Raw genomic sequence first — 13,183 nt, forward strand, 5'->3', positions numbered from 1 at the left:
AAGCATGGCAGAGCAAAGTTTAGAACAACTGGAACAGGAATTCCATCAGATCGTATCTGGCATTCATCCGGCAGATGTAGTAACGAAAGGAAATGCGCAGAAAAAGTGGAACTCCATTGCGAAACCGTTACACAGTCTGGGAAAACTAGAAGATCATATTATGCAGATTGCGGCACTGACCGGCGATACAGACGTGAATCTGAACCGGAAGGCGCTGATCGTGATGTGTGCGGATAACGGAGTGGTAGAAGAAGGTGTAACGCAGACAAGACAGGAAGTAACTGCAATTGTTGCAGAGAATTTTCTGACATGTAATACCAGTGCGGCGATCATGTGTAAAAAAGCCGGTGTAGACATCTTTCCCATCGATATCGGTATGGCAGCGGATACAAAAGTCCCAAGATATAAAACGGCAAATGGAACCGCAAATATGACCAAAGGTCCGGCTATGACAAGAATGCAGGCGTTACAGGCAATCTTAACCGGGATCCATCAGGTGAAGGAAAAGAAGGAAGCCGGATATAAGATCATTGCTACCGGAGAGATGGGAATCGGAAATACGACGACCAGCAGTGCCGTGGCTTCCGTACTTCTGGGAGACGAACCGGCAGAGATAACGGGACGGGGAGCAGGACTGACGAACGAAGGATTGGAAAGAAAAATACACGCGATCGAGAAGGCGATAGCGGTCAATCGTCCGAAATGGGATGATCCGGTGGATGTACTGGCAAAAGTAGGCGGATTCGATCTGGTGGGAATCACCGGACTCTATCTGGGAGGTGCTGTATATCGAATCCCGATTGTAGTTGATGGATTTATCTCAGCGGTTGCGGCACTTGCGGCCGTCAGAATCTGTGAGTGGGTCAAAGATGCGATGATTGTGTCACATGTCTCGAAAGAACCTGGAATGCAGAAGATCCTGAAAGAGTTACACATGGATGCACCATTGCATGCAGATATGTGCCTGGGTGAGGGAACCGGAGCTGTGGCATATCTTCCGGTGCTGGATCTTGCGGCAGAAGTGTATGGACGGATGAGTACATTTTCAGAAAATGACATCGAAGATTATAAAGAATTAGGTGAGAAAGAATGATACATCTGGTGACAGGTGGAAGCGGAAGCGGTAAATCTGAGTATGCGGAGAACTGGCTGACAGGCAGAAATAAGAAGGATGGTACTTACATATATATTGCAACCATGCAGCCATACACAGAAGAAACGATGAAAAAGATTGAAAGACATCACAGGCTGAGAGCCGGAAAAGGATTCCGGACATTGGAAAAATATACAGATCTATCAGAACTTGAGATACCAAAGAATCAGGGAATCCTTCTGGAGTGCATATCGAATCTGGTGGCCAATGAGCTTTACAGAGAAGATGGTACATTGAATGATTTAAAAGAAACAAAAGAAAAAGTATTGGCAGGAGTACGCAGACTGAGCAATTCTACGACACGTCTTGTAATTGTTACAAATGAAGTGAACGCAGATATAAACGGCTATAGCGAAGAGACGGAAAAATATCGGGAATGCATCGGAATGGTGAATCAAAGTCTTGCAGAGCTTGCAGATATAGTAACGGAAGTTGTGTATGGAATTCCGGTATGCATTCGTAAGGAGCAAAAGAAGTATGAAGAGTATAAAAAGAATATGGAATAGTTTCAAAATTGCGTTTTCCATGTACAGCAGGATTCCGATGCCGCGCAGCGAATGGACAGATGAAAATAAATCGTATGCAATGTGTTTTTTTCCATGGATCGGTGCGGTGATCGGACTTTTGTCTTATGGAGTGTTTCGGTTTTCAAAATGGTTTGATGGGAATGGAGGAGGAAATTATTCCTTATTTTTTGTAATATTTCTGATCCTGATCCCGGTATTTATTACGGGAGGAATTCATCTGGACGGATTTCTGGATACACAGGATGCGCTGAGTTCCTGGCAGACGAAAGAGCGACGTCTGGAAATACTGAAAGATTCCCACGCAGGAGCATTTGCTATCATTTCATGTACCATCTATTTTCTGATGTATATTGGCGTGTATTCTTGTCTGAGTGTACGGAGTATGGAAGTGATCGCATATAGCTTCATGCTATCGAGAACATTGAGTGGACTGTCTGTAGTTACATTTCCACAGGCAAGGAAGAAAGGTATGGTGGCAGATTTTTCGGAAAGTGCATCGACCAGAATTACAAGAATGGTATTGGGCATTTATCTGATTGTACTGTGTTTCCTGATTCCACTGACTGGAGGGATCTGCGGAATCGGATGTGTGATCTCGGCAGGCGTGGTATTTGGATATTATTACCGGATGGCGATGAAGAATTTCGGCGGTGTGACCGGGGATCTGTGTGGATATTTCCTGCAGGTATGTGAACTTGTGATGGCGCTTGTCGTGGTAGTAGTGGATATCGTAGTAAAAAGCGGAATCATCAAATGATGAACAGGCTGGATAAAAGTGTGGAAAGAATGAAGAAAACAAGTGGCAGAAAGAAAACAGCAGAGAAATAGTAGAAAATAACAGAAAGATGAAAATACAGGATTGGAGGAAGGCAAGTGGCAGAAAGAAAACAGCAGAGAAATAGTAGAAAATAACAGAAAGATGAAAATACAGGATTGGAGGAAGGAAAAGAAGTCATGATCATGATAATAGGCGGCGCATATCAGGGAAAACTTGCATTCGCAAAGAAAATCTACCCAGATGTCACATGGGCAGACGGTGCGGTATGTACGGAAGAAGAACTATATAGCTGCGAAGGGATATATCATTTCCATCAGTATATCGAAAGAAAGATAAAGGAAGGAGAACCGATAGATGATCTTGCAGAAGAACTGATTCGGAAGAATCCGGAACTGATCCTGATCACAGATGAGATCGGATACGGGATCGTGCCGGTTGACCGGATGGAACGGGAATACAGAGAGCAGACCGGAAGAGTGTGCACGCGCCTTGCGGCATATTCGGAGAAAGTATACCGTGTGATGTGCGGAATCGGACAGGTGATAAAGGAAGTATGAGGATTTATCTGATACGTCATTCGATGACGAAAGGAAATAAAGAAAAACGCTATATTGGAACGACGGATGAATCTTTATGTCTGGAAGGAATACAGCTTTTGGAAGAGAGAAAAGGAATGTATCCTGAGGTTACATATGTTTATGTAAGTCCGATGAAGCGGTGCGTGCAGACGGCAGAGATCATTTATCCGGAGATGATGAAAGCAGGAGCATATAGCTGTAATGAAAAGTTACGGGAGTGTGATTTTGGCCTGTTTGAAAATCATAATTATATCGAACTTTCCGGCTGCCCGGAGTATCAGGCATGGATAGACAGTGGTGGGAAGCTGCCATTTCCGGAAGGGGAAAGCAGGGAAGCGTTCATCCGGCGGACACTGGAAGGGTTCCGGGAAGTCGTACGGGATGCGCAGGCACATGACCGGGAGACGATTGCGGTTGTGGCACATGGCGGAACGATCATGAGTATCATGGAACGGTATGCAGTAAAGGAAGACGGGACACCAGCAGGAAGTTATTATGATTATCAGATAAAGAATGGAGAAGGATATGAACTTAGAATTTCAGAGAATGACATATATGACGATCGCGATCGTGGCGGGCTTTGTTCTGGATCTGATCTTCGGGGATCCAAGATGGCTGTATCATCCGGTGAGGCTGATCGGGCATCTGATATCGGGAACCGAAAGAATTATCAGAAACTGTCTGCCGGCGAATAAGACAGGGGAACGCATCGGTGGAGGGATTCTGGTGCTGGTGGTCGTGACGGTCAGTACAGGAGTTCCGGCGGTGATCTTATCGGTTGCATATAAGTATTTCTGGCAGCTTGGACTTGCACTGGAAAGCTTCTGGTGTTATCAGATCCTTGCAACGAAATCCCTGAAAGTAGAAAGTGACAGGGTCTACATAGCACTGAAAGACAAGGGCCTGGAGGCCGGGAGAAAGGCCGTGTCCATGATCGTCGGAAGAGATACACAGAATCTGACGGAAGAAGGTGTGACCAAGGCGGCCGTAGAGACGGTGGCAGAGAATACATCAGATGGTGTGATCGCACCGTTATTTTATATGCTGATCGGCGGAGCTGTTCTGGGATTTACATACAAAGCGATCAATACGATGGATTCGATGGTTGGATATAAGAATGACAAGTATCAGTGGTTTGGAACGGCAGCAGCGAAGTTAGACGATGTGGTGAATTTCATTCCGGCAAGGGTATCGGCAGTGTTGATGATCCTGGCTGCATATCTGACCGGAATGGATGGAAAGAATGCAGCGTGTATCTTCCGAAGAGACCGCTTTAATCATAAAAGTCCGAACTCTGCACAGACAGAAGCAGTCATGGCGGGGGCGCTGGATGTGCAGCTTGCAGGAGATGCATGGTATTTTGGAAAGCTGCATAAGAAGCCGACGATCGGAGATCCGGTCCGGGAGATGGAACTACTGGATATCCGGAGATCGCATAAGCTGTTATATGGGACGGCAATGCTTGGTCTGATACTTGGAATCATCCTCCGGATTCTGGTTCTGTAGATGATATTGATAATAAAAATTAAAAAACAAATAATATTATCTGCAAATTATGAATAAAAAGTTAGAATTGTGCAAACAATGTTCCTGTTGACTAACATAGTCAGTGCAACTTACAATATAAAAAAGAGGTAAAGAAGGTGTTAGTTATGCAGGCATTGTCCAAGGCGGCGGCTGGAAAAAGCTACACCATCAAGTGGATGTTCGGCATCCCGGAAGTTCTGGATAAGATCCGAAAATGCAAGATTGATGAAGGCAGTGAGATCACAGTCATTCAGAATTCCGGAAGAGACCTGATCATCAGAAGTGGTGAGAAGCGGATCGCAATGAGCAGCGATGCGGCAACAAGAATTCAGGTATAAGATTCCTGTTGACTATTTTCTGCAAAGTGAGTAAGATGGTTGTAGCAAAATAGCAGAGAGAGCGGTTTATCCGCACAGGTGAAGGAACGTTGGCAGAACCAAAAGAGACAGTTCACGGTGGAGACATTTACCGGAATCCATCTGTTACAGATTATTCTGTAAACAGTAACCCGCTGGGAGTTCCCGAAGCGGTACGAAAGAGCGTACAGGAAAGTGCAGACAGGATCATGTATTATCCGGATGTCAGATGCGACAGACTTCGGGAGTCGATCAGTGATTTTGAGAGAATAGAAAAAGAAAAGATACTCTGCGGCAATGGTGCTGCAGAGCTTTTTTTTGCTGTTGTAATGGCAGTGAGACCGAAAAAAGCACTGGTGACGGCACCAGCTTTTTCCGAGTATGAGCGAGCACTTGGCACAGTTGGAGCAGAGGTACAATATTACAGATTAAAAGAAGAACAGGATTTCCGGATACAGGAGGATATACTGGAACAGATTACGGAAGATACAGATATGATATTTCTGTGCAATCCCAATAATCCGACCGGACAGACAACGGAAAAAGAACTGCTGATCCGTGTGATGAACAGGTGTAATAAATGCGGTACGATACTGGTCCTGGATGAGTGTTTTATAGAGTTTCTGGAAGAACCAGAAAGATATGAATGCCGGGGGTATCTGACACAGTATCCGAATGTGGTCATTATCAAAGCATTTACGAAAATATTCTGTATGCCGGGTGTAAGACTTGGATATGCATTGTGTGAGAATGCAGCTCTTAGGAAACGAATGAGGGCAATGCTCCAGCCGTGGAATGTGTCGGTAACGGCACAGGAAGCAGGTGTGGCAGCACTTGTTGATTGCGAAGCATATTTAAAGAGAACGAGAGAATATATAAAAAAAGAAAAGTTCTGGATGACAGAGCGGATGAGAAAGCTTGGTCTGAATGTATGGGGATCGGAAGCAAACTATATATTTTTTAAAGGAAAAGCAGGGCTGTATGAGAAGGCACTGAAAAGCGGACTGTTGATCCGGGACTGCAGTAACTATGAAGGACTGACAGAAGGGCATTACCGGATTGCAATAAGATCTGAAGAAGAGAATGAAAGGTTGATAACATGGCTGGAAAAATTATGATACAGGGGACAATGTCCAACGCAGGAAAGAGTCTTCTGTGTGCGGGACTTTGCAGAATATTCAAACAGGACGGATACCGGGTGGCTCCGTTCAAATCCCAGAATATGGCACTGAATTCCTTTATTACAGAGGATGGACTGGAGATGGGACGTGCACAGGTTGTGCAGGCAGAGGCAGCAGGCGTGGCGCCGCAGGTAGAGATGAATCCGATCCTGTTAAAGCCGACCAACGATGTAGGATCACAGGTGATCGTAAATGGTGAAGTCTTGAAGAATATGAGTGCAAGAGAATATTTTGCTTATAAAAAGCAGCTCATACCGGACATTATGAAAGCATTTCACAAATTAGAAGAAGAGAATGACATCATTGTGATCGAAGGAGCGGGAAGTCCGGCAGAGATCAACCTGAAGAAAGATGATATTGTAAATATGGGACTGGCGAAGATGGTAGATGCGCCGGTGCTTCTGGTCGGGGATATTGACCGCGGAGGAGTATTTGCCCAGCTTCTGGGGACGCTTATGCTCCTGGAAGATGATGAGAAAGAACGTGTAAAGGGACTGGTCATCAACAAATTCCGCGGGGATAAGACAATCCTGGATCCCGGTATTGTTATGTTGGAAGAAAGAGGCGGCATTCCGGTAGTCGGAGTTACACCGTATATGCAGGTCGAGATTGAAGATGAAGACAGTCTGACAGAGCGTTTTAACATGACAAAGTGTGGAAAAGGTGCAGAAGAAAGAATCGGTCTGGTGGATATCGCAGTCATCCGGACACCGAGAATTTCGAACTTTACGGATTTCATGCTGTTGGAAAATGCTCCGGGAGTGAATCTACGTTATGTAAAGAATCCAAGAGAACTGGAAAATCCTGATATGATTATCCTTCCGGGAACCAAAAATACGATGGGAGATCTGAAATGGTTAAGACAGAGCGGAATGGAAGCGAAGATTCTGAAGGCGCATGCCGGCGGCTGTGTGGTCTGGGGAATCTGCGGCGGCTATCAGATGCTGGGGCAGTCGCTCAGTGATCCGGAAGGCGTGGAAGATGGCGGCAGTATGAAAGGACTCGGCCTTTTGCCGGTAACGACTACATTTACCACAGAAAAGACCAGAACAAGGGTGAATGGAACACTCCTTCATGTGGAGGGGAATCTGAAAGCACTTGAGAATCTGAAGTTTGAAGGATACGAGATTCATATGGGAAAGACCGAACTTCTGGAAGGATGTCCGATGAATCAGATTCACGATACGGTGAAGAAAAAGGACAGACAGATTCCGGATATGGAGCCGGAAAACAGAATAGAGAACAGTACAGACGGAATCTCGCATGGAAATGTATACGGAACATACATCCACGGCATTTTTGATAAGGAGAAAATTGTATCGGAGATCGTAAAATCCCTGGCAGAAAAGAAAGGACTTTCAATGGAAGAAGTGGAAGGTGTGGACCTGAAAGCATTCAAAGAAAGCCAGTATGATCTTCTGGCAGATACACTCAGAAAACATCTGGACATGAAGGCAATCTATCAGATCATGGGAATGCAGAAATAATTTTTCGGGATTACTATGTATTCGTAAGGAGCTGTAGATACCAAAGTATGCAAGAGAAGTTGCCGATGGCAAGTTTTGTAGTTAGAAAAGATGAGATGTGGGCTATGACGGACTATGAAGAGAAAGGAAGAAAACGTTGAATATACAGAAAAATAATCACGCAGCACATACTAAAATAGAGATAGAAAATGTTCTCCCGACAGAGATTGAAAAGCGCAGCTTTGAGATCATTACGGAAGAACTGGAGCAGGAAGGCATCGTGCTTCCTGAGATTCAGGCACCAATTACAAAGCGCTGCATACATACCAGTGCGGATTTTGATTATGCGAAGAATCTGGTGTATTCCGAGCATGCGGTGGAGAAAGCACTCGAAGCGATCAGAGGCGGTGCTTCCATCGTAACCGATACACAGATGGGGCGTTCCGGAATTAACAAAAAGAGACTGGCACAGTACGGCGGTCAGGTATACTGCTTCATGTCAGATGAAGATGTGGCACAGGCGGCAAAGAAGAATGGAACCACAAGAGCTGTTGCCAGTATGAAAAAGGCGTGTGAACTGAACGAAAAACTGATCTTTGCCATCGGAAATGCACCGACAGCACTAATTCACCTGTATGAACTGATCAAAGACGGAAGAATCCGTCCGGAGCTCGTGATCGGTGTACCGGTCGGCTTTGTAAATGTGGTACAGTCCAAAGAACTGATCCTGACTCTGGAAGATACCCCGTATATTGTAGCGAGGGGGAGAAAAGGCGGAAGTAATATTGCGGCATGTATCTGTAACGCACTGATCTATATGCTGTAGGGAGGAAGAATTTATGACATTACAGCAGTTAAGGTATATTACCATGGTTGCGGAGAAGGGGACGATAAGTGAGGCGGCAAAAGAGCTGTTCATTTCCCAGCCGAGTCTTACCAATGCGATTCGGGAACTGGAGCAGGAGATGCAGGTGACGATTTTTCACCGGACGAATAAAGGGGTGACAATCACCGCAGAGGGAGATGAATTCCTTGCTTATGCAAGACAGATTCTGGATCAGGTCGGCCTCATGCAGGAGAGGTATCTGAATGTAAATGAACGGAACCCGAGATTTTCCGTATCCTGCCAGCATTATTCTTTTGCGGTCAATGCATTTGTAGACGTGATTCGTAAATTTGATGCGAGAAAATATGATTTCACACTGCGGGAGACACAGACTTATGAGATCATCGAAGATGTGGCGAAGCTGAAAAGTGAGATAGGTATTCTGTATACTTCTTCACAGAATGAGACGATCATCATGAAACTGATCCGTCAGAATGATCTGAAATTCGAAGAGTTATTCGTAGCAAAGCCACATGTATTTATCAGTTCAAAGCATCCGTTGGCAGATAAGGAAGCACTGACACTGGAAGATCTGGAAGAGTATCCGTATCTGTCATTTGAGCAGGGGGATTATAATTCCTTTTATTTTTCCGAAGAGATATTAAGCACACTGGACCGGAATAAGAACATCAAAGTCAGAGACCGGGCAACGCTTTTCAATCTGGCGGTCGGCCTGGACGGGTATACGGTAAGCTCCGGCGTGATCAGTAAAGAACTGAACGGTGAGAATATCATCGGGAAGCCGCTTCTGGTGGATGAATATATGCGGATCGGAACGATTGTGCGGAAAGATGTGGCACTGAGCCGGTATGGAAAGGTGTATATGGAAGCGTTGAAAAAATACACAGGCGGGATGTAAGAATAATTCAGAATACTGGTGAAAAGCAGTGGAGTGCTATAGTTTAAAACTATGGAGAACCGCTGCTTTTTTGTATTATACATAAAAAAACAGATGGGTTATACTTTTCAACAGAGAAAACGAGCAAAGTACAGGAGGATATAAAATATGAGTAATCAGGCACCATTCCGTTATGATGTGGTAGGAAGTTTCTTACGTCCAGAGTATCTGAAGGACGCAAGAGCAAAATTTGCAGAAGGAAAGATCACAGAGGAACAGTTAAAAGAGACAGAAGATAAAGCAATTAAAGAACTGGTAGAAAAAGAAAAAGAAGTCGGACTTCAGGCTGTGACAGATGGGGAATTCAGAAGAAGATACTGGCATCTGGATTTCCTTGCAGATCTGGATGGTGTAGAGGAGATTAAGTCGGATCACTGGTCTGTACACTTTAAGGGGCATCAGCCGAAAGCGGCAACACTTAAGATAGCAGATAAAGTTGATTTCGGAGAACATCCATTTCTGGAGCATTTTAAATATCTGAAAAGTGTTGCAGGAGATACTCTCTGCAAAATGACAATTCCTTCACCATCTATGCTGCATCTGATCTGTTGTGTACGTGCAGAAGAGTATATACCGATCGAACGTTATCAGGACATGAAGGATTTATATTATGACATTGCAATCGCTTATCAGAAGGTCATCCGTGCATTCTATGATGCGGGATGCAGATACCTGCAGTTAGACGATACATCATGGGGAGAATTCTGTGATGCGGAAAAGAGAAAGACATATAAAGAAAGAGGCTTTGATCTGGATGAGATCGCGAGATCTTATGTAGACATGATCAATCTTGCACTCGAAGCAAAACCAGAAGATATGACGGTCACAATGCATATCTGCAGGGGGAATTTCAGATCTACATGGTTCTCATCAGGCGGGTACGAACCGATTGCAGAGATATTATTCGGTCATTGTAACGTAGACGGATTCTTCCTCGAATATGATTCCGAAAGATCGGGAGACTTCTCGCCGCTTCGCTATATTAAGGATCAGAAGGTGGTATTGGGACTGATCACTTCTAAGTTTCCGGAACTGGAAGACAAAGAGGATGTAAAGAAAAGAATTGAAGAGGCAGAAAAGTATGTGGCGAAAGATCAGCTTTGCTTAAGTCCACAGTGTGGATTTTCATCTACAGAAGAGGGTAATATCATGACAGAAGCAGAGCAGTGGAGAAAGGTTTCATTTGTAAAAGAAGTTGCGGAAGAAGTCTGGGATGTTTAATATAAAATTGAATATATAAAAAAGATATGGAAGATATATCAAATATACGTTTCACATTTTTGATATTCTTCCGTATAATAGTCTGCTGAGGGGGATGGATCGGAAAACGTAAGAACGTATGAGAATCATCCTCCGTTTTTATTCTAAGGAGATGAAAACATGGGAGTAATGAAAAGTTTATTTTCCGGGAAGCAGATGTCGGAGGCATTCATCTGTAGTGCATTTCTAGCCTTGTCGGGTGGATTTCAGGATGCGTATACCTATAATACGAGGAATGAAGTATTCTCGAATGCACAGACAGGTAATGTGGTGCTGATGAGCCAGAATTTCATGACGGGAAAATGGGAGGCTGGACTGAAATATTTATTTCCGCTTTTTGCATTTGCTTTAGGTGTTCTGATTGCGGAGCAGATCCAGAATAAGTACAAATATGCCAGGCGCCTGCACTGGAGACAGGGAATACTGGGAGCAGAGATCCTCATTTTGTTTGTTGTAGGATTTATTCCGCAGCGGGGAAATATGATCGCGACTGTTCTGGTATCCTTTGCCTGTGCGATGCAGGTGCAGAGTTTCCGGAAGGTAAATGGATTTTCATATGCAAGTACTATGTGTATCGGAAACTTACGGAGTGGAACGGCGGCATTATCCTTCTATCTGAGAGAGAAAAAGCCGGAACAATTGCGGCAGGCAATGTATTATTTTGGAATTATAGTTCTTTTTGCGGTAGGAGCCGGAATCGGAGGCAATCTTTCAGCCAATTATGGAATCCATATGATCTGGGTATCCTGCGGACTTTTGATCGTCAGCTTCCTGCTGATGTTCCTGGATATAGAATCCCGGAGAAACGAAAGATAAAAAAGGGACAAAAAAGAGACATTGATCCGTCATCAGATACGGATCAGTGTCTCGATTAGTTTTTGCGCTGCAATGCTCTGTGGTCTGGAAGCATTCTGTACAAGACAGATTTGTCTCGCAGGAAGGGATTCTTTCAGATGGATCTGAAGAATTTCTCCACGCTTGAGCGGTTCTTCTGCAAGCTTCTCCGGATAGAAGCCGATACCAAGATTGTGCTGGATTAAAGCCAGGCACTGGTCGGTGGATGTAACTTCAAGATCCGGACGGAACGGAAGCCCGTGAGAAGAAAAGTATTGAATATGAAGATCTCTGGTGCTGGTGTTATTTTCCAGCGAGACGAAAGGGTAGTCCGTAAGTTCTTCCAGTGAGCAGATGCGGGAAGCCGGTTCTTTGTATTTCGGGCCGGCAATCAGAATTTCCCGGAAAGAACCCAGGGAGATTTTCTGAAACTGTTTTTGAACAGAAAGTGGAGTTGTTACAATTGCAAAATCCACCAGTCCGCTTTCCAGGGAAGCAATCGCCTGCGGAGTGGAATGGTTGGATATCTTAAGCCTTACATGTGGATAATGATTGTGAAATGCTTCTAATTTGGACAGAAGCATAATACGAAGTGCATTTTCACTGACTCCGATGGAGATGAGTCCGCTTGTAAGACTCTGGTCACGCTTGAGCTCGGCTTCTCCGAGTTCAAGCTGTTCGAAAGCAATCGCAACGTGGTTAAAAAGCTTCTGGCCTTCAGGCGTCAGTGAGACTCCGCGGTTCGAACGGACAAAAAGGTGACATCCAAGTTCTGTCTCAAGATTATTCATACAACGGGTAATGTTCGGCTGGTTATTGTGTAATACCTCTGCCGCTTTTGTAAAACTGTGATGTTGTGCAACATGGTAAAAAATACGGTAATAATCGTATGTACTCATAATATCCTCCAAAATAATATATAAAATTGATATATATATATAGTTAGTTATCTTTAATACGGATGCTGCCAGATAAGTATAATATATTCTAGGTGAAAAGACAATGTTAAGAAATAAAAAAATATATTACATAGTAGAAAAAAACGTAGTATACTGATTTATATTTTTCTTATAAACAGATGTGTTTGTAATGAAAATGATGGATACACCTGAGAGGAGAGACTTAATTATGATAAAAATGAATGTAAAATTTGAAACACCGGAACAGCTTGTAAAATTTTCAAGAATGTGTCAGAAAGTAGAGGCTGATACCTTGATTGAAGATACAGCACATAAACTTATCATTGATGGAAAATCAGTTATGGGAATGATGACAGTTACGCTGAATCAGAAGATGATTTTTGTAGTAGATGGTTCTGATGCGGAAGAGGTAGTTCATACATTTGAAAAATTCCGCACCGAAGAGGCAGTACAGAAGCAGAATCTGGGTTAACAATTGCATTTTACAGGTACTTATGGTATCGTAGTCAAGATGAGAAAAATAGAATGAAAACTGCAGGTGCCGGCTGGATAAGATTGATAGAGCCGGTGAAAAGGGAAACAGGTGCAAGTCCTGTGCGAACTCGTCACTGTGAGCAGGGAATATCAGAAAAGAAAAAAGTCACTGGATAACGGGAAGACAAGATTCTGATGTATGGATCTGTGAGTCAGGAGACCTGCCTGTAGTGTACATGGAAGTAAATCCGGACCACGAGTAATTGGTTGTACAAAAATGGAAGAAAATAATAATGAATTAACAAGGCCATTTTGTACCCTTTTACGGATGATTTCGTGGAAGGG

At 43.9% G+C, this 13,183-nt stretch carries 15 protein-coding genes and 1 riboswitch; of the genes, 14 read left to right on the plus strand and 1 reads right to left on the minus strand.

The genetic code is table 11. The features are described 5' to 3' along the window. Positions 1-4: 4 nt before the first annotated feature. The 13 genes from cobT (at position 5) to GT508_RS04750 (ending at position 11,426) form a co-directional block, all read left to right on the plus strand. A complete protein-coding gene (gene cobT, locus GT508_RS04690; RefSeq protein WP_161143675.1) occupies positions 5-1,093 on the plus strand; it encodes a nicotinate-nucleotide--dimethylbenzimidazole phosphoribosyltransferase in 1,089 nt (362 codons plus the stop codon). Beyond that, entirely contained in the window at positions 1,090-1,659 is a 570-nt protein-coding gene (locus tag GT508_RS04695; protein WP_055213705.1) for a bifunctional adenosylcobinamide kinase/adenosylcobinamide-phosphate guanylyltransferase, read from the plus strand. Before cobT ends, GT508_RS04695 begins: the two co-directional genes overlap by 4 nt. Then, positions 1,631-2,437, plus strand: coding sequence for an adenosylcobinamide-GDP ribazoletransferase (locus GT508_RS04700; RefSeq protein ID WP_055213704.1), 807 nt, complete (start codon positions 1,631-1,633; stop codon positions 2,435-2,437). The genes GT508_RS04695 and GT508_RS04700 overlap by 29 nt, the downstream gene beginning before the upstream one ends. A 197-nt stretch (positions 2,438-2,634) precedes the next feature. Continuing rightward, positions 2,635-3,015, plus strand: coding sequence for a bifunctional adenosylcobinamide kinase/adenosylcobinamide-phosphate guanylyltransferase (locus GT508_RS04705; protein WP_006426280.1), 381 nt, complete (start codon positions 2,635-2,637; stop codon positions 3,013-3,015). Next, positions 3,012-3,731: a histidine phosphatase family protein gene (locus tag GT508_RS04710; RefSeq protein ID WP_022416233.1), complete on the plus strand. Its 720-nt coding sequence runs from the start codon at positions 3,012-3,014 to the stop codon at positions 3,729-3,731. The genes GT508_RS04705 and GT508_RS04710 overlap by 4 nt, the downstream gene beginning before the upstream one ends. After that, positions 3,631-4,542, plus strand: coding sequence for an adenosylcobinamide-phosphate synthase CbiB (gene cbiB / locus GT508_RS04715; RefSeq protein WP_237998094.1), 912 nt, complete (start codon positions 3,631-3,633; stop codon positions 4,540-4,542). The genes GT508_RS04710 and cbiB overlap by 101 nt, the downstream gene beginning before the upstream one ends. Before the next feature lie 146 nt (positions 4,543-4,688). Next, a complete protein-coding gene (locus GT508_RS04720; RefSeq protein ID WP_006426277.1) occupies positions 4,689-4,901 on the plus strand; it encodes a ferrous iron transport protein A in 213 nt (70 codons plus the stop codon). An 89-nt stretch (positions 4,902-4,990) separates the two neighbouring features. Continuing rightward, positions 4,991-6,037: a pyridoxal phosphate-dependent aminotransferase gene (locus GT508_RS04725; protein WP_055281350.1), complete on the plus strand. Its 1,047-nt coding sequence runs from the start codon at positions 4,991-4,993 to the stop codon at positions 6,035-6,037. Continuing rightward, on the plus strand, positions 6,019-7,587 hold the full coding sequence (locus tag GT508_RS04730; protein ID WP_161143676.1) for a cobyric acid synthase: 1,569 nt from the start codon (positions 6,019-6,021) through the stop codon (positions 7,585-7,587). Before GT508_RS04725 ends, GT508_RS04730 begins: the two co-directional genes overlap by 19 nt. A gap of 136 nt (positions 7,588-7,723) precedes the next feature. Then, the gene (locus tag GT508_RS04735) at positions 7,724-8,392 is read left to right on the plus strand and encodes a precorrin-8X methylmutase (protein WP_022416237.1); all 669 of its coding nucleotides are present in this window, start codon (positions 7,724-7,726) and stop codon (positions 8,390-8,392) included. A gap of 13 nt (positions 8,393-8,405) precedes the next feature. Beyond that, complete coding sequence (locus GT508_RS04740; RefSeq protein WP_006426272.1) at positions 8,406-9,311, plus strand: LysR family transcriptional regulator; 906 nt, start codon at positions 8,406-8,408, stop codon at positions 9,309-9,311. A gap of 147 nt (positions 9,312-9,458) precedes the next feature. After that, entirely contained in the window at positions 9,459-10,571 is a 1,113-nt protein-coding gene (locus tag GT508_RS04745) for a 5-methyltetrahydropteroyltriglutamate--homocysteine S-methyltransferase (RefSeq protein WP_161143677.1), read from the plus strand. Between the two features lie 159 nt (positions 10,572-10,730). Then, positions 10,731-11,426, plus strand: coding sequence for a YoaK family protein (locus tag GT508_RS04750; RefSeq protein WP_171029260.1), 696 nt, complete (start codon positions 10,731-10,733; stop codon positions 11,424-11,426). A 32-nt stretch (positions 11,427-11,458) separates the two neighbouring features. Here the strand turns inward: GT508_RS04750 and GT508_RS04755 are convergent, their stop codons facing one another. Next, positions 11,459-12,343, minus strand: coding sequence for a LysR family transcriptional regulator (locus tag GT508_RS04755; protein WP_055281358.1), 885 nt, complete (start codon positions 12,341-12,343; stop codon positions 11,459-11,461). A 229-nt stretch (positions 12,344-12,572) separates the two neighbouring features. Here GT508_RS04755 and GT508_RS04760 point away from each other — a divergent pair, with 229 nt between their 5' ends. Next, positions 12,573-12,836: an HPr family phosphocarrier protein gene (locus GT508_RS04760; RefSeq protein WP_161143678.1), complete on the plus strand. Its 264-nt coding sequence runs from the start codon at positions 12,573-12,575 to the stop codon at positions 12,834-12,836. 47 nt (positions 12,837-12,883) lie between these two features. Further along, a riboswitch (cobalamin riboswitch) is annotated at positions 12,884-13,081 on the plus strand. Positions 13,082-13,183 lie beyond the last annotated feature (102 nt).

Origin of the sequence: Dorea sp. BIOML-A1, assembly GCF_009875615.1 — a bacterium.
Classification (GTDB): Bacteria; Bacillota; Clostridia; order Lachnospirales; family Lachnospiraceae; genus Dorea_A; species Dorea_A amylophila.